This is a genomic window from Mesorhizobium sp. WSM4841, from assembly GCF_055811515.1.
This window is the reverse complement of the sequence record NZ_JBVVQC010000059.1, coordinates 1-15,585: the sequence shown is the minus strand read 5'-3', so window position 1 is coordinate 15,585 and position 15,585 is coordinate 1. Positions and strand designations below refer to the sequence as shown.

21 protein-coding genes and 1 pseudogene are annotated in these 15,585 nt (G+C 61.3%); 11 read left to right on the top strand and 11 right to left on the bottom strand.

What is annotated here, in order from left to right:
- Nucleotides 1-583 precede the first annotated feature (583 nt).
- The 3 genes from AC0L14_RS33875 to AC0L14_RS33865 all read left to right on the top strand — a co-directional run bounded on the left by AC0L14_RS33875 (nucleotide 584) and on the right by AC0L14_RS33865 (nucleotide 1,647).
- Nucleotides 584-964 carry a helix-turn-helix domain-containing protein gene (locus tag AC0L14_RS33875; RefSeq protein ID WP_473529806.1) on the top strand — a complete coding sequence of 127 codons (381 nt, stop codon included), beginning with the start codon at nucleotides 584-586 and terminating at the stop codon, nucleotides 962-964.
- Nucleotides 965-1,040: 76 nt separating this feature from the next.
- Complete coding sequence (locus AC0L14_RS33870; protein WP_473529807.1) at nucleotides 1,041-1,241, top strand: type II toxin-antitoxin system HicA family toxin; 201 nt, start codon at nucleotides 1,041-1,043, stop codon at nucleotides 1,239-1,241.
- Between the two features lie 4 nt (nucleotides 1,242-1,245).
- Nucleotides 1,246-1,647: a type II toxin-antitoxin system HicB family antitoxin gene (locus AC0L14_RS33865; RefSeq protein WP_123150893.1), complete on the top strand. Its 402-nt coding sequence runs from the start codon at nucleotides 1,246-1,248 to the stop codon at nucleotides 1,645-1,647.
- 67 nt (nucleotides 1,648-1,714) lie between these two features.
- On the opposite strand, the gene AC0L14_RS33860 is transcribed toward AC0L14_RS33865, so the two are convergent.
- Nucleotides 1,715-2,308, bottom strand: coding sequence for a TetR/AcrR family transcriptional regulator (locus AC0L14_RS33860; protein WP_473529808.1), 594 nt, complete (start codon nucleotides 2,306-2,308; stop codon nucleotides 1,715-1,717).
- Nucleotides 2,309-2,418: 110 nt separating this feature from the next.
- Here AC0L14_RS33860 and AC0L14_RS33855 point away from each other — a divergent pair, with 110 nt between their 5' ends.
- Together AC0L14_RS33855 and AC0L14_RS33850 are read left to right on the top strand one after the other, a co-directional pair.
- Nucleotides 2,419-2,889, top strand: a complete 471-nt coding sequence (locus AC0L14_RS33855; RefSeq protein ID WP_473752128.1) for an OsmC family protein — start codon at nucleotides 2,419-2,421, stop codon at nucleotides 2,887-2,889.
- Complete coding sequence (locus AC0L14_RS33850; RefSeq protein WP_473489752.1) at nucleotides 2,886-3,272, top strand: nuclear transport factor 2 family protein; 387 nt, start codon at nucleotides 2,886-2,888, stop codon at nucleotides 3,270-3,272. Before AC0L14_RS33855 ends, AC0L14_RS33850 begins: the two co-directional genes overlap by 4 nt.
- A gap of 12 nt (nucleotides 3,273-3,284) precedes the next feature.
- Here AC0L14_RS33850 and AC0L14_RS33845 read toward each other — a convergent pair.
- Nucleotides 3,285-3,600 (bottom strand): annotated as a pseudogene (locus tag AC0L14_RS33845) (LysE family translocator); the annotation flags it as partial.
- Nucleotides 3,601-4,117: 517 nt separating this feature from the next.
- Here AC0L14_RS33845 and AC0L14_RS33840 point away from each other — a divergent pair.
- Nucleotides 4,118-4,789 (top strand): VOC family protein, encoded by a 672-nt coding sequence (locus AC0L14_RS33840; protein ID WP_473489753.1) that lies wholly within the window; start codon nucleotides 4,118-4,120, stop codon nucleotides 4,787-4,789.
- Nucleotides 4,790-5,123: 334 nt separating this feature from the next.
- On the opposite strand, the gene AC0L14_RS33835 is transcribed toward AC0L14_RS33840, so the two are convergent.
- A complete protein-coding gene (locus AC0L14_RS33835; RefSeq protein WP_473489754.1) occupies nucleotides 5,124-5,735 on the bottom strand; it encodes a LysE family translocator in 612 nt (203 codons plus the stop codon).
- Between the two features lie 350 nt (nucleotides 5,736-6,085).
- Here AC0L14_RS33835 and AC0L14_RS33830 point away from each other — a divergent pair, with 350 nt between their 5' ends.
- Both AC0L14_RS33830 and AC0L14_RS33825 read left to right on the top strand, forming a co-directional pair.
- Nucleotides 6,086-6,808, top strand: coding sequence for a class I SAM-dependent methyltransferase (locus tag AC0L14_RS33830; protein WP_473752127.1), 723 nt, complete (start codon nucleotides 6,086-6,088; stop codon nucleotides 6,806-6,808).
- Between the two features lie 475 nt (nucleotides 6,809-7,283).
- Nucleotides 7,284-8,588 (top strand): metal-dependent hydrolase family protein, encoded by a 1,305-nt coding sequence (locus AC0L14_RS33825; RefSeq protein WP_473752129.1) that lies wholly within the window; start codon nucleotides 7,284-7,286, stop codon nucleotides 8,586-8,588.
- Between the two features lie 142 nt (nucleotides 8,589-8,730).
- Here the strand turns inward: AC0L14_RS33825 and AC0L14_RS33820 are convergent, their stop codons facing one another.
- The 6 genes from AC0L14_RS33820 to AC0L14_RS33795 form a co-directional block, all read right to left on the bottom strand.
- On the bottom strand, nucleotides 8,731-9,066 hold the full coding sequence (locus AC0L14_RS33820; RefSeq protein ID WP_473752126.1) for a YkgJ family cysteine cluster protein: 336 nt from the start codon (nucleotides 9,064-9,066) through the stop codon (nucleotides 8,731-8,733).
- Nucleotides 9,067-9,119: 53 nt separating this feature from the next.
- On the bottom strand, nucleotides 9,120-9,287 hold the full coding sequence (locus tag AC0L14_RS33815; protein ID WP_258118060.1) for a hypothetical protein: 168 nt from the start codon (nucleotides 9,285-9,287) through the stop codon (nucleotides 9,120-9,122).
- 1 nt (nucleotide 9,288) lies between these two features.
- Complete coding sequence (locus AC0L14_RS33810; protein ID WP_473752125.1) at nucleotides 9,289-9,696, bottom strand: hypothetical protein; 408 nt, start codon at nucleotides 9,694-9,696, stop codon at nucleotides 9,289-9,291.
- Complete coding sequence (locus tag AC0L14_RS33805) at nucleotides 9,696-9,923, bottom strand: hypothetical protein (protein WP_473752124.1); 228 nt, start codon at nucleotides 9,921-9,923, stop codon at nucleotides 9,696-9,698. Before AC0L14_RS33805 ends, AC0L14_RS33810 begins: the two co-directional genes overlap by 1 nt.
- Nucleotides 9,924-10,267: 344 nt before the next feature.
- Entirely contained in the window at nucleotides 10,268-10,477 is a 210-nt protein-coding gene (locus AC0L14_RS33800) for a cold-shock protein (protein WP_010915421.1), read from the bottom strand.
- 510 nt (nucleotides 10,478-10,987) lie between these two features.
- Complete coding sequence (locus AC0L14_RS33795) at nucleotides 10,988-11,641, bottom strand: glutathione S-transferase family protein (protein ID WP_473752123.1); 654 nt, start codon at nucleotides 11,639-11,641, stop codon at nucleotides 10,988-10,990.
- A 165-nt stretch (nucleotides 11,642-11,806) separates the two neighbouring features.
- Between AC0L14_RS33795 and AC0L14_RS33790 the strand changes: the two genes are divergently transcribed.
- Nucleotides 11,807-11,986, top strand: coding sequence for a CsbD family protein (locus AC0L14_RS33790; RefSeq protein WP_473489761.1), 180 nt, complete (start codon nucleotides 11,807-11,809; stop codon nucleotides 11,984-11,986).
- 74 nt (nucleotides 11,987-12,060) lie between these two features.
- On the opposite strand, the gene AC0L14_RS33785 is transcribed toward AC0L14_RS33790, so the two are convergent.
- On the bottom strand, nucleotides 12,061-13,191 hold the full coding sequence (locus AC0L14_RS33785; protein WP_473752122.1) for a metallophosphoesterase: 1,131 nt from the start codon (nucleotides 13,189-13,191) through the stop codon (nucleotides 12,061-12,063).
- A gap of 127 nt (nucleotides 13,192-13,318) precedes the next feature.
- Between AC0L14_RS33785 and AC0L14_RS33780 the strand changes: the two genes are divergently transcribed.
- Nucleotides 13,319-13,906 carry a hypothetical protein gene (locus AC0L14_RS33780; protein ID WP_473752121.1) on the top strand — a complete coding sequence of 196 codons (588 nt, stop codon included), beginning with the start codon at nucleotides 13,319-13,321 and terminating at the stop codon, nucleotides 13,904-13,906.
- Between the two features lie 34 nt (nucleotides 13,907-13,940).
- Here the strand turns inward: AC0L14_RS33780 and AC0L14_RS33775 are convergent, their stop codons facing one another.
- On the bottom strand, nucleotides 13,941-14,627 hold the full coding sequence (locus AC0L14_RS33775; protein ID WP_473752120.1) for a TetR/AcrR family transcriptional regulator: 687 nt from the start codon (nucleotides 14,625-14,627) through the stop codon (nucleotides 13,941-13,943).
- Nucleotides 14,628-14,723: 96 nt separating this feature from the next.
- Here AC0L14_RS33775 and AC0L14_RS33770 point away from each other — a divergent pair, with 96 nt between their 5' ends.
- Nucleotides 14,724-15,494, top strand: coding sequence for an NIPSNAP family protein (locus AC0L14_RS33770; protein WP_473752119.1), 771 nt, complete (start codon nucleotides 14,724-14,726; stop codon nucleotides 15,492-15,494).
- The last annotated feature ends 91 nt before the right edge of the window (nucleotides 15,495-15,585 follow it).

Below are 15,585 nucleotides of genomic sequence, written 5' to 3'. Positions count from 1 at the left end.
CGGTCAAGGTCGTGCGCACGGCTCTCCAGGACGCGGCCTCGGTCGCCGGCCTGCTGGTCACCACCGAAGCCATGATCGCGGAGGCTCCGAAGAAGGAGTCGGCTGGCGGCGGCATGCCTGGCGGCATGGGCGGCGGCGGCATGGGCGGCATGGGCGGCATGGATTTCTAAGGAAATCCATAAGCACGCCCATGAACTGACAATGCTCAAGCCCGAAAGCGGGCTTGAGTGGCGGCATGGATTTCTAATCCAGCTCATCAGCCTTCTGATATGGAAAGGGCGGCCGAGAGGTCGCCCTTTTGAATATTGACCAATGGCTTTCCAGGAAAGTCGAGGCTCACGCCAATGCGGTCGCGCCGCACTAAGGACTACAACTTCGTCCGCATTCATTCGGCGCTTCGCGCCACCTCGGCCATGGCCGCCCGGCTCGCCGACGAGCGATCTCAGATATCGTTGCGCCGACCGAAGCGAAGGAAGCTGAGCAGCTGTCCGCTAAGCGCGCCCTACAAAAAGATGAAGATTAACAGGATTTTAATTGTAAACAGTATGACAAGGCTGCTCTTCCAAATCTTTGGAGAAACCACATGCCGATAATCAGACGCTCCCCCCAACCAACTGCAACGTTCGCGCAGCGGCTTCAACTCCGAATGTCTGCAAAGCGGGTAAGCCAATCTGAACTCGCTAGACTGGTTGGCTATACGCCAACTGCTATCTGGAACTGGCTCCAGGGCAACACACTACCGAGAGATGAGACCCTGGCGGCCTTGGCAAATATATTGGAGGTGACTGAAGACTGGTTGCGCGATGGCGACCCAGTAAAGGCTGCGGAGGATGTAAGCGAAGAAAAAGCGCTGGAGCCCAAAACCATGGCCGAAATGATAGAGCACCTCAGAGCCAACATCGCAAACCTTACTGGATATGAGATAGAGCGTGTAAAGCTGACGCTGGAATTTAGCTCCGGCTAATTTCAAACTGATCCACTATGCAAAAAGTGGCGTTGAATCCCACCAAAATGTGTATTATGTTACACGGAGCGCTCTTATGGAACGCGACAGCCGGAAGCTGATCAAACTGCTTGAGGAGGATGGGTGGTTTGAGATCGGCTTCACCGGCTCGCATCATCATTTCAAGCATCCAACGAAACTTGGAAAAGTGACAATCCCCCACCCTCGTAAAGATATACCGATTGGCACGGTTCGGGCGCTGATGAAGCACGCGGGGCTGCTCAACAAAGCAAGATAAGAGAATGCGCTACATCGCTTTTATTCGCAAAGATCCTGATAGCGTCTATGGCGTCGACTTTCCCGATATGCCCGGCTGCATTTCGGCTGGCGACACGATAGACGAGGCTGTGCGCAACGCTGTCGAGGCGCTTTCCGGTCATGTGCGAATGCTGGAGGCCGACGGCGATCCGGTGCCTTCCCCTCGCGATTTCGATGCGATTGCAAATGATCCAGAACTTGCGGAGGATCGCGAAGGCGCTATGACGACGGTCGTTCCGCTGATCCGTGACCGTGGTTCCACAACGCGTATCAATGTATCCTTCGATCTCGGCCTGCTTGAAGCTATCGATGCCACGGCGCGTGAACGGGGACAAACCCGCTCTGCCTTCCTTGCTTCGGCCGCACGCAAAGAGATTGTTGACTAGTCGTGCAGACGAGGGCGCTGGCTAGGGCCGAGCCTGTCAAGCTCAAACAAGCAGTATCAGCGTGCCGTTACATTGCAGCGACCTCTTTGGCGGGCAATGCATCTTCTATCAGGGCGGCGACTTCGTCGGCCACCGCCAGCACCTGGGCACGGTCGCGGGTGGCGCGCGCGATCACCATCAGCCCTTCCAGTGATGATTCGACAAGCAGCGCCAGAGCGCGGGCGCGGCGCTCGGGCACCCCTGCCCTGACGAAGGCCGCCTGCAGCAAGCCTATCCATTGCTCGAAGGCCGACCGGCACAGTTCGGCCAGCTCCGGCACGTCAGTCGGCGAGTCCAGCACCACGGGTGCGATCGGACAGCCAAGCGTGAACTGGTTGTCCTCCAGCATGCGCGCGACCGACTGGTAAATGTGGTGGACAGCTACCGCCGGGTCCTGCTCGGCGGCAAGTGCCTCACCCAGCGTTTGCGTGACCTTTTCGACGCTGTCGCGCGTCACCTCGATGACCAGCTGGTCCTTGCCGCCCGGAAAATGAAAGTAGAGCGATCCTCTTGGTGCACCGGAGGCGCTCAAGATGTCGTTGAGCGAGGTGCCGTGATAGCCGCGCTGCCTGAGTAGCAGCGCCGTCGCCTCGATCATGCGGGTGCGGGTATCGTTCGCCATGTCAACCTCTGTCAGGAGTGAACATTATAGGCCTTGCCTCGAATATGACAATCGGTTTACATAATATGTAGATCAGTCTATATATTCGACATCGAAGAGGAGAACGACAAATGACCATCCGTGAAGCAGAGGCCCAATGGCAGGGGTCGTTAAAAGAAGGTTCTGGACGGCTGCGGCTCGGCAGCGGCGTCTTCGAAGGTGCCTATTCCTTCCCGTCGCGCTTCGAGAACGGTCCCGGCACGAATCCCGAGGAACTGATTGCGGCGGCGCATGCCGGCTGCTTTTCGATGGCGCTGAGCGCCATACTGGGCAGCGGCGGTCATGTCCCCGTACGGATCCACACCGTCGCCAAGGTGCATCTCGGCACGAGCACGGCCGGACCGACGATCACCCGCATCGAACTCGAAACGGAAGCCGAGGTCCCGGGTCTGGCGCCCGAGGAATTCCAGCGCCTTGCCCAATCCGCGAAAGCAACATGCCTCGTTTCCCGGGCTTTGGCAGGCGTCGCTGATATCAGGCTCAAGGCCGACCTCGTCACGGACGCCGCTGCGGAAAAACGAAATCAGGAAATATCGAGATGAAACAGGCTAGCATCATGGTCGTCCAGCCAGACGACCAATCCAGCCAGACGGCCGAGATCATGCGGCGCTTCAACGACGTGTTCCAAAATCATGATCCGTCGGCACTCCCGGGCCTGGTGGCCGAGGACTGCGTTATCGAAAACACCGTGCCGGCGCCGGATGGCGCCCGCCATGCCGGCCGGGAGGCCTGCGTGCGGCTGTGGTCGGCGATCGCCAGCGAACCAGGCACGCGCTTCGATATTGAAGAGACGTTCGTGGCCGGTGAACGGGCGACAATCCGCTGGCGTTACTGGCATGCCGACGGCAACTCCATCCGTGGCGTCAATCTGATGCGCGTAGCGGACGGGCTGATCGTCGAGGCGATGGGATACGTCAAGGGCTAGCGCCGACAGGCCCTACCGCTCAGTCAGCGCCAGTTTTGCGCCTAGCGCGACGAAGGCGCCGGCGAAGGTGCGGCGCATCCAGGTCATCACCATCGGCCGCGACACCACGTGGCTGCGGATCGAGGCGGCGAAAATGCCGTTGCCGACAAAAGACGACGAAGGTCAAAAGCATGAAGACGCTCGAGAGCTCCAGCATCTTGGACAGCGCGTGTGGCTCGGTGGTGCTGACGAATTGCGGCAGGAAGGCGAAGAAGAAGATCGACAGTTTCGGGTTGAGGATGTTGATCAGGATGCCGGAGGTGATCACCTTGCCGGCCGAGCGCGGCGCGCCCAGCGTGCAGCCGGCGAGCGGGCGACGATCCGCTTCTATAATCGGACCCCGGACGTCAAGGCTCCGTTGTCCTGTTCAGCGGCGGTGTTTTGGAAAGGCCTTAATTTGAACTTCGGCTTACCCGGTGTGGTCTTTGCCGGGTTCTGCAGCAGGGTGTGTCCATGACCCGCAGCGGAAGTTCGCTCGCCCTCGATTGGACTTTGATTTTTGGGAGTTGATTTGCTGCAATACGATAAGAATGCTAGCATATCTGGTCGCAATATTTTTTGCTGATTAGCGACCAGTCTTCCAAAACGTAGGACGCGTTCGCCCGCCGCGAAGTCCATCTCGGATTAGCGGGCGCGAGTTCGCGTTACCGGATATGTGCACATCCAGAAGAGCATCACGAGATTCGGCGACATAGGTGCGGCCCCGTGCCTCAGATCCCGCTTGCATGCATGAACAGCCACCACGGGCACCGGCCAGCGCGCGGCGTTAAAGATAACGCAACGCATCCAAACCCAAGGAGATCGTCATGAATGATATTCAGGAGCGCGGCGAAGCCGCAATCGCAACCCCGTCAGCGCGAAGGGTCGACATCAAGCTCGAAGTCGTCGTCATCCCCGTTTCGGACGTCGATCGAGCCAAGCGATTTTACGGCGGCTTGGGTTGGAGGCTCGACGCCGACATCACAGGCGACGAATTTCGTGTCATCCAGTTTACGCCTCCGGGCTCCCCGTGTTCGATAGTCTTCGGCTCAGGGGTCACCCCAGGGCCCTATGCCCGGGTCGAGCTCGATGTCCTCGAAAGCGTTGGCGAGCTCGTCGTGTCAGACATCGAGGCAGCGCGCGCCGAACTCGCCGATCGCGGTGTCGACGTGAGCGAGGTGTACCACTATGCCGGCCGTGAAGGCCGTGTCAGCGGTCCGGACCCTGAGCGGCGCAGCTACTCCTCGTGGGCCTCCTTCAGCGATCCGTCCGGAAATGTCTGGCTGTTGCAGGAGGTCACTGCGCGAGCGCCCGGCCGCGTCGACGCTGACGACACCACATTTGTCTCGTCGGCCGAGCTCGCGGCCGCGCTCCGGCGTGCGTCTGCGGCCCATGGCGAGCACGAGAAGCGGACAGGCGGCCAGCGTGATGAGAACTGGCCGGACTGGTATGCCGAGTACATGATGGCCGAGCAGGCTGGCAAGCCGCTGCCGCTATAAGGATTGGATCACGACGTCATTTGAAACGGCAGCATCGACGCAATAGTAACCCTCTGATCGAGGATCCAGCGCCCTCGGCGGCTCGATCGAAGTGCAGGGCGTGCGCATCCCGGCACCGACCACGCTTTGAGGCGTTAATGATAATGTTTTGATGTTTCTCGGGCAGCCGCGCTTGCACGCGACCGTACTCTATTTTCGGGCGCAGAGCGGCCTCCATCTGGCGCTATTTCATGACCGACGGCAACTCTATCCGGGGCGTCAATCTGATGCGCGTAGCGGACGGGCAGATCGTCGAGGCGATGGGCTATGTGAAGAAGGGGTAGCGCTGGCGGCTCTACCTCTCGGTCAGCGCCAGCTTGGCGCCAAGCATGACGAAGGCGCCGGCGAAGGTGCGGCGCATCCAGGTCATCACCATCGGCCGCGACACGACATGGCTGCGGATCGAGGCGGCGAAGATGCCGTAGGCGACAAAGACGACGAAGGTCAAAAACATGAAGACGGTGCTGAGCTCCAGCATCTTCGACAGCGCATGCGGTTCGGTGGTGCTGACGAACTGCGGCAGGAAGGCGAAGAAGAAAATCGACAGCTTCGGGTTGAGGATGTTGATGAGGATGCCCGAGGTGATCACCTTGCCGGCCGAGCGCGGCGCGACATCCTGCCCGACGTTCAAGCCGCCGCGCTCCTTCAGCGTGTTCCACGCCATGTAGAGCAGGTAGGCGACGCCCAGATATTTCAGCGTCTCGAAGGCGAGTGCGCTGGTGTGCAGCAGCGCCGCCAGACCGGTGATGGCGGCCGCCATATGCGGAATGATGCCGAGCGTGCAGCCGAAAGCAGCGATGATGCTGGCGCGCGCACCACGCGAAAGCCCGGCGCTCAGCGTATAGAGAACGCCGGTACCGGGCGAAGCCACGACAATCAGCGACGTCAACAGAAATTCGATGCTCACGGATGATCCTCCGGCGTTGTTCCCTGCCGCCGGCAGCGTAGCCAGCGAACCGCGCGGGCACAAGCCAGCCCGGGGGCCGGTAGTGTCTCATTTCAAGCATTGACCCTGAAGCGACATTCGCATTGAGGTCAACAGCCAGTCTGGTTGACTGGCTGCCGCATCGGCTCATAGTCGTCGACTTACGCGATGTCCCCTTTGGGGAACAGTCGTATGAGGGGAGGCAAGCCATGGAAGTCGCTGATGGTGCACGTGTCGACGTTCACGTCCCGTATATTCTCGTCCATTCCGATCGTGAGATCAGGCGTCTCAGCCATTAGGCGGGCATCATTAACCCGATCACGCGAAGAATCTTGCTGTCTGCGGGCATAAGACCCGGGATGCGCGTGCTCGACGTCGGCTGTGGCGCGGGCGACGTTACATTCCTGGTTTCCGAGATGGTTGGCAGCGAAGGTCAGGTCATCGGCGCAGATCGGGCTCCAGCGGCCCTTGCGGCGGCGGAGGGGCGCGCGGCGGCGCATCCGATCCAGAATGTCAGCTTCCGTGAAGGCGATCCCGTGGCACTCTCGTTCGACCGACCGTTCGACGCCGTGATCGGCCGCTATGTTCTGATGTTTCAAGCCGATCCTGTGGCCATGCTGCGTGGCGTCGCTCGTCACCTCCGGCCTGGAGGGACCATCGTCTTCCATGAGCCGGATTGGGACGGCTGTCGATCCAGCCCGCCAGCGCCGACCTACGACGACTGCTGTCGATGGATCGTCGAGACGTTCCGGCGCAGCGGTATCGAGACCAATAGGGGTATCAAGCTCGATGCGGCATTCCGCGCGGCTGGATTGACCGCGCCCTCAATGCACTTGGAGGCGGTTGTTGGGGGAACCAAGAGCGGTTTCGACTGGTCACACCAGACCGCTGAACTCATTGTCACGATGCTGCCGGAAATACAGAGCCGCGGAGTTGCGACGGCCGCTGAGGTCGATATTGAAACTTTGGGGCAGCGCATGCAGCTCGAAATCGAGGCGGGTAGCGTGATCGTAAGCCGCTCGGAAGTGGGCGCCTGGTCGCGTGCCCCGACCTAGTGACAAGACTGGAGCGACAGGGTAGCCCGTACCAATCCTTCTCCGGGGTTCTGGGCGGCTGCCTCGCAGGAAAGACCAAGGCGAATATCCCGCTCTTGGCAACGTGCTTGTTCTGGCAGATGAACCGAACGGCGACTTCCCACCCATTCCGGGCGCGCTCCCTCGTCTGATCGCTTCCTCAGGCAAACCATGCACTGCTTGCCCTGGTATCACCACGATCGGCCTGACATTCGATACGACCCTTCACTGCGAAAGAGACCAGTCTGGAACGCTTCTTGACGACGATGCCGTATAATCTAGAACTTGTCCTTGCGCCGTGACCACCTCCTTCTGAAGCAGGATAATCGTCATGTGTCACAAATCCTTTGGATCGCAGGAGCTGACGAAAGGCGAGGTCGTGGCGCATGCCGTGTCCTGCGCCGCAGCCGTTTTCTCGGCCCGCACGGCTTTCATGATCCTTCGCTCAGGCAGAGAAATGCTTGCGGCAGCCCTCGTGCTCGGACTTTGCGCAACTGCGGCCGCTGACGAAGTGCTTTTCGAAAACGTCCGCATCTTCGACGGAAAAGGCGCTGCACTTTCGGCCCCATCGAATGTGCTGGTCGAGGGCAATGTGATCGCGCGGATCTCGACAAGTCCCATCGCGGCCGAAGGCGCGCGGCGCATTGCCGGCAACGGGCGAACGCTGATGCCGGGGCTGATCGATGCGCATTGGCACGCAATGCTGATTGCGTCCACACCGGCAGAGGCGATGGGCGACGTCGGCTTCGCCAATCTTGCGGCCGGCGACGAGGCGACGGATACGCTGATGCGCGGCTTCACCACCGTTCGCGACGTGGGCGGGCCGGCGTTCGGCCTCAAGCGCGCGATAGATCAAGGCATCATAGCGGGACCGCGCATCTATCCGTCCGGAGCCATGATCACCGTGACCAGCGGGCATGGAGATTTCCGCCAGCTCAGCGACTTGCCTCGGACGATCGGCGGCTTGTTCACTCCAATGGAGAGGAACGGCGGCAGCATAGTTGTGGACAGCCCCGACGAGGTGCGTTTGCGTGCCCGCGAGCAGCTCATGCAGGGGGCCGCGCTGCTAAAGTTGACAGCGGGCGGTGGAGTGTCGTCGCCCCACAGCCCGCTCGACGTCACCACCTTCACCGAGCCCGAACTGCGGGCTGCTGTTGAAATTGCCGAGAATTGGGGCACCTACGTCGCCGCGCACGCCTTCACCTCGGATGCGATCCGGAAGGCTATCGCGGCTGGTGTTAAGTGCATCGAACACGGCTTCCTCATGGACGAGGCAACCGCCAAGCTGATCGCCGAAAAGGACATTTGGCTGAGCTTGCAGCCGCTTCCCGAATTGATGAGGACAGGCCTCCAAGAGGGTTCGGTCGAGCGAGCCAAGGCCGATGAGGTGTGGCCGGGCATCGGCAGGACCTACGAACTCGCGAAGAAATACAAGATCAAGACGGCATGGGGCACCGATGTCCTGTTCTCCCGCGCGTTGGCGAAGCGGCAGGGGGCAATCCTGGCGTCGCTTGTGCGTTGGTACACGCCTGCCGAAGCGCTCGTCATGGCGACCGGGACCAATGCCGAGCTGCTCGCGCTGTCGGGCCCTCGCAACCCCTATCCGGGGAAACTCGGCGTGATCGAAGAAGGCGCGCTCGCGGACCTCCTGCTCGTCGAAGGCAATCCGCTGGAGAACCTCGACGTGGTGGCCGATCCTGCCAACAACTTCAAAATCATCATGAAAGATGGCCTTATCTACAAAAACACGCTGACCCAGTGAGGAACGACTGAGCCGCCTGTCTCTACTGGACGCCGCCGATGGCCTGCTAGCCGCAGAGCGCTGGCATTCCACAGCCGAGCGACAAGGAATGGCCGCTTCCCACCCGAGGTGGAAATTCTGAGACACTATCTGAGGCCCGTTATCACCGCGTCGGCAGCCCGTGGCCGCGACGCGCCATCAGGCAATCGTCGCCGCCGGGCATGCAGGCACGGCAGACGTCCGGTCTGACCTCGTAAATGCCGCAAATGGTCGACTTGCCGACCTCGCCGGCAAGCGCCGAGCAGCGCACGCCGTCGCAGCGCATGCCGGCTTCGTCGGCCGCCACATATTTCTGCGGGATCAGGTCGAGCTGCCCGTCGTCTTCGGTGGAGAAACGCGGCCATTCGGCCGAATAGGAACAGCAGGCGCCGCAGCTCTGGCAATCGAAGCGAGGGGCGGCGCCCTCCTCCAGAGACGAAAAGTCTCCGGCGCTCGCCAAGGCAAGCAGCCCTGACGCAACAGAATTCGTATCGGCGTTTCGCGGCAAGGACGCTATTTCTTCTTCCTGGTCTTGCGCGACGCCACTTCCGCCGGCGACTTGAACAGATCGGTCGCGGCCTCGGCTGTAACGTCGGCTTTGGGCGCGGCGGCCGGCTTGGCCGGCTTTGCGGCGGCAGCGGATGCCGCCGGCTGGTCCTTGGCGGAAAATTTTATGGCCATATCAATCCTCGTCGGAGAAACGCGATGATGGCGCATTCGGGTTGCGAAGGCGGCCGATCAGCGCCGAGACCGCCGTAATGTTCATTTCCTCGGGCGACCAGTTCCTGGCCTCCTCGATGTGCCGAGGCGCCAGCTCGCGATGCGTGCTGCCGCTATAGGCGGCATCCTGATGGGTGACGCGCTCATGGGTCTTGGCATTTTCGCGGACATACTCGATCAGATAGTTCGGGCATTCGGAGCGGCCACGCACGCCGAGCCTGACCTGGGCATCGCCATGGGCGCGCCTGCAGCGCTCGAGCTTTTCGAGCACGCGCCGGACATATTCGACCGGCTTGTCGAGCTCTCCTACGACATCGGCGATGGTCGAATCGGCGGCGATCACCTTTTGCGGGACGCGCTTGGTGGCCATCAGCATTTGCCCACGCGCTTCGGCGCGGCGGCGAGCGCGGCGGCCGCAGCCATATCGTCGGCTTCCTTTTCCAGGCGCAGTTCGCGCAGCCGCGCGGTCTTGGCTTCCCGGGCCTGGCTGACAGCATCCTGTTCGGACATGATGCGGTTGAGCGACATGGACTGGGTCTGGGTCTTGCTGAAGATGGATTCGGCGTGGTCGCGGGATTTCTTTGAAGTGGCGGTCAAGGTCTTTCTCCCGGTTCGGAGCGTAATGCCGAAAAATGCGAGACCGGTCTTTCGACCAGGACCACGCACAAAGCAATACGGCAGTCGGATTCAAATTGCTGGAACATCCTTAACACGTTCAAACGAACGCGCGGTGCTCTTTTCGAACTTTTGAAGCGACCCAAATGCAAAAGGCCAGGCGTTGCCTGACCTTCCGCTGGAGCGCCGCGCGTGCTTTTGGACGCGCTGACACTTTCATCTGCGCATGATCCTTTCTGGAAACGATGTCTCCCGGGTCATGCGCTGGAATCCGCCATTCACCAGTGCCAGTACATCCGTGGTCACCGGCGAGGCTGAATTCCGTTTTAGGCCGCCTTCAACTGATCGGCGGACATCTTGCCCGACTTGTTGTCGCGGACCATCTCGTAGCCGAGCTTCTGGCCCTCGACGATGTCGCGCATTCCGGCGCGCTCTACGGCCGAGATGTGGACAAAAACGTCGGCCGAGCCGTCGTCAGGCTGAATAAAACCAAAACCCTTGGTAGCGTTGAACCATTTAACTGTGCCTGTGCTCATAACGAACCCTTTCCGTGGCAAATATTCGTTCGCCGTCATGCGAATGCACAACAGCGTTTGTCTCGATTTTGATGGGGGAAGTTCGTCAAAGGCGCGCCTAGGCACGCGGATAACAAAAGCCGGTCAAACAAATATCGACGAATTGCTTATGGACTTCTTTTGACGCCGTGTCAATTTTTTGCTTTTGCCGCCCGGCGGACCGGTCGACGCAAGCCTGGTTGCGCAGGCAATCCGATGGCGGATATGGCGCCGAAACCGGGTCAGCGCCAGCTGTTAAAAAAATCGCACCATGCCGGGAACCATTTTGGCATCCGTGCATTTTGGATATCGTCAGCAGTTCATGAGAGCAATCTTAGGAAAGGCTGACACAAAGGACGCCTCCCGTGCAATAAAACGTGCGAGGGGCGTTCTTTTATGGCGCCCGTAGCGCCGGCTTCACATCACAGCGATCATCATCGGCAGGATTTCGTGGCGGAAGCCCAGCCCCGAACGCGGCGTTCTAACCGGGCCCTATTCGTCAGGGCCGGGCTCCGGCCACGTCTCCCTCGCTGCCTCCGCATACCAGTGCCGCATTGCCGATGTTGAGAGCATAGCGTCGACATAGGCGCGGGTGTCCGGCGCCAGCGTGCCGCCATAGGTGTCGAAGCGGGTAACGACCGGCGCATACATAGCATCCGCCGCGGTGAAGTGGCCGAACAGGAACGGTCCACCCTTGCCGTATTTTTCCCGGCATTCCCGCCACAGTGCCTCGATGCGCGCCCGCTGCGCCTCGCCTTCGGCGTCGAGCGGCTTGTGGCCCTTCGGCCTCCGCAGGTTCATCGGCCAGCCATAGCGGACCTCACGAAAGCCGGAATGCATCTCGGTCGCCGCCGAACGGGCCAGCGAGCGTGCGCCGATATCGGTCGGCCACAGCTTCTTTTCCGGGAACAGGTCGGCGAGATATTCAAGAATGGCAAGGGTTTCCCAGACAATCCTGCCATTGTGAATCAACACCGGTACCTGGCCGGTCGGCGACACTTTGGCCAGATTGGCTAATGTCTCGGGCGTGCGCAGGCGCACGAAGCCTTCCTCGAATGGGATCTCCAGATGCTTCATCGCCACCCATGGCCTGAGCGACCAGGACGAAAAGCATTTGTTGCCGATAAAGAGCGTGAGTTCAGCCATTGTCCCTCCCAGCCTTGCTGGCGCGTTCGGGCGCACCCTATCCTGTCCGCCTCGCCGCCGGAAGCTATTCCGCTCGACCGGCCGAGCCTGGAACCGAAGCCGCGCCTGCCCCGTTTGTTTTGATGCCCGTTTTTGGGCGAGTGAACCTACGCAGGAGATGCGGCCATGGTGAACAGGGATCAGGTTGTGGGCCTAGCCAAGCAGCTCAAAGGTTCGGTGAAGAAAGCCGCCGGCAAGGCCACCGGCAACAGGCGCGTCCAGGCTGAAGGCGCGGCCGATAAGATCGCCGGCAAAATGCAGAAGGCCTATGGCGACATGAAGGACAAGCTCAGGAAGGTGCTCTGATCCCTGCGCCGCCGTTTTAATAGCGATGAGGAAAGCGGCTTAGGCGGCCTTTTGTTTGCTTTCGGCTGCTGCCGTTACAAGTTCAGGCTCTTGGAGAAAGCGTTGGTGAAGGCGATCTCGCCATGGTCACCGATGGCTTCGCCAAGCACCACGTCCATGCTGTCGCTGGTCACCCGCACCAGCGCGAAGCTGCCCATATAGGCGGCCTTCGGCTTGAACAGATCGAGCCCATCGCTACGGTAGATCATCGGTGTCTCGTGCTGGTGGCCATGGAAGATGCCGATGACATTGTAGTCCTTCAGCGCCGCCAGCAGCGCCTGCCGGTCCGCCTCGCTCCACCAGTGCGGCGCACCAGTGCCGTCATCGTCGAAGGTTCCTTTGGCGGCATCCCATCTTTCGACCGAGAAAACATCCCAGCCATAGTGCTGGAACAGGATGACGGGGCGGCCGTCCGCCGCGTGGGCCGCCAAATCCTGCTTCAGCCATGGCAGGCCGGAGACCGCACCGTGGCCGGTGTCGCCGGCAAAACGATGCGTCTGGACGAGATGCAGGCCGCCCCAGTCCCATGAGTAGCAGTCGGTGTCGACATCGTAGTCGGTTACCGGCACCGGCGGCTTGAAGAACACGCCGGCACGATGGTTGACCTCGACATAGTCGCGCATTTCGCGGCGGTACCAGTCGACGTGGTTCGGCGGGCCGTTCTGGTCGAGATCATGGTTGCCGAGCCCGACATAGACCGGCACATGCACGCGATCGGGGCCGACGCCCTGTTGGTAACGCTGGCTGAACTGGAGCAGCTGCGTGCCTTCGCTGGGTTGGGTGACCTGGCCGCCGCCGTCATCGGTCATGTCGCCGCCAACGACGAGGCCGAGCGGCGTGCCGATGCGGCTGCCGCCCGAGCGCAGGCCGGTGGCGATGCCGTTGATCTCGGCCGGCCAGTCCTTCTCGCCAACACCGTTCAACGCGGCGACGCTGCGCAGCAAGGCGGCATCGGTCTTGCCTTCCTGCTGACAATTGGGACTCAGCCCGCTGGCCATGCGGCAGGCATGGACATCGGCGACGAACAGGAAGGTGGCGTCGACAGGCGGAACGCGCTGCCCGGTCTGTCCGAGCACCGGTCGCGCAAGCGCGCCGGCCGCAGCAAATCCCGCCGCCTGCGCCAGGAAGCTGCGCCGGGAGAGTGATCCTGCCGAGATGCGATTCATGGCGCGAAATTCAGCACAGCCGGCGCCTCTTCGTCCAGTTCCCTCGAACGGTATGTCGACACGGCGCCGCAGGTCTGGCATTGCTTCCAGTGTCAGGACTCAACTTGTGCGGGCAGACGAGGACGCTATGAAGACTACATCCATCGGCACGGCACTCACCATCCTGGCGAGCGCCGCTCATAGTGCCGAGTGCATCGACGCCAAAGCCGCCAAGGCCGGCTTCATTCTCGAAAGGCCCGGCATCCACAGCGAGTTTCGACCGGTGGCGGGTGGCATGGTGTCTGTTGTCAACGAATACCAATCCCAATCGCCGCAGACGCAGTTTCTGTTCGGCGGCCTGATCGAGGTGTTTCGCGACAGCGACACCGGTCAGCTTGCCATGATCCCGCTTTCCGATCTCAGAAAGCTGTTTCCGCTCAAGGCCGGGGCGAACATCAAGACCATATTCGTCCGTCTCGCACCAAACAAACAACCGAAGGGCACCGAGACGCTCGAGATAAACGTCAAGGGCAAGGAGACGTTCAGCCTGGGCGACTGCAAATACAACGTGCTCGCCGTCAAGCAGACGATCAAGAGCGAGGCAGGCAAGACACTGGATGAATTCACCGCGCTCTACGCGCCCGACCTGCAGGCCGTTCTGGCCAGGCGCTATGACGAGGGCACCAACGGAGAAAGCGTGGTCGGCTACGAGGTCATCAAACCGCTGCCGAATTAGGTCCCGGCAGGGCAGAGGGGGCCGACGCCCGGCATCAAAAGGCTCTGTACTGCCGCAGCACCCTGCGCCGTCGCTTCGCAACTGCTCCGCCCTTGGTTGACGAAGCTGGGGAAGCTCCCTGCTCCAGCGCGTTCAGGCAATCGCGCAGCACGCCTGAATCCTGCGCTGTCTTGGCCATCGACATGGCGCCGGAATAGGTCGCGACCGCAAGCGCGGCGAAGCGCTGCGGATCGGTGTCCTGCTCCCTGCCTGCTTGCTGGTCGGCCCTCACCTTGTCGGCGATCGCCTGGCGCCATGCCGAAAAGATGCCGGCAAGGGCAGCGCGAAAATCCGGATCGGCGAGCGACAGTTCATGCGCCAGGTTGTTGAGCGGGCAGCCGCGCACAAAACCCTGCTGCTCCAGTTCCGTTGCCACTGCCTCGAACACGCTGCGCACACCCTCGCGCGCCGAGCCTGCCGCCTGTACCGGCGCGATCCATGTTGCTTCGACGGCCGCCGCGACCCGCTCTTCGATCACTGCCAGCGCCAGCGCCTTCTTGCTCGGGAAATGATGATGCAGCGCGCCGCCGGTGACACCCGCCGCCGCCATCAGGTCGCCGAGGCTGGAAGCGTGGTAGCCGCGTGCCTGAAAGGAGGCTTCGGCGACGTCGAGCACGCGTTTGCGCAGGCCTTCCGGGTCGTTGGTGCGTTTCCCGGGCCCCACCTTTGGGCGAGCGATCATCTCTGCTGACATTTCCATACGATAGCAGATTGACAAAACAGGACAACCGGTCTGTTTTATAAAACAGGATGACTACCCTGTTTTGGAGATCGAGAAATGAACCTGCCTTTGAACGCCATGCCTAAACCCGATCTGCTCGCCTCGCCGGTCGTCGAGCTCAGGCAGTACACGCTGAAACCCGGCCGGCGGGAGACGCTGATCGGCATTTTTGACGGTCACCTGATCGAGGGTCAGGAAGCGGCTGACATGACCATCATCGGCCAGTTCCGCGATCTCGACCGGCCCGACATGTTCGTCTGGCTGCGCGGCTTCGACGACATGGTCGCGCGGAAAAATGCACTGACCGCTTTCTACGAGGGACCGGTCTGGGCCGCCTGGCGCGATGCCGCCAACGCCACGATGATTTCCTCCGACGACGTGCTGTTGCTGAAACCGGCATGGCCAGGCGCCGGCTTCGATCTGTCGGGATCGCAACGGGCGGCCTTGCCGGGTCACGAAAAGCCAAGCGGTGACAATCGCTTGTCGGATATTGTTGTCATCAAGATTCATCCTCTGCGGCCCGGCGCCGAAGCCGACTTCGCCAGCCGCTTTGAAACCGACGCCATCGCCACCCTGGCGGCATTTGGCGCACGGCCACTTGCTGCGTTTGTCACCGAACATGCCGAAAACAGCTTTCCCCGCCTGCCGGTGCGATCGGGCGAAAACGTCTTCATCAGCGTCGCCGCCTTCGACAGCGCGGACGCCCATGAAAGCGTTGAAGCCGCGCTTGCCGGAGCGCCGGCCTGGCAGGCATTGCAGTCGGGCCTGGCCAGACCGACGGAAACGCTGCGCCTATCTCCAACCTCACGATCGCTGCTTGGTCGGTGAGAGAGGAGCCTCTTCCTTCTCCCCTTGTGGGAGAAGGTGGCCGAGCGAAGCTCGGTCGGATGAGCGGTGTTGGACGGAGCGCCGTCGGTGC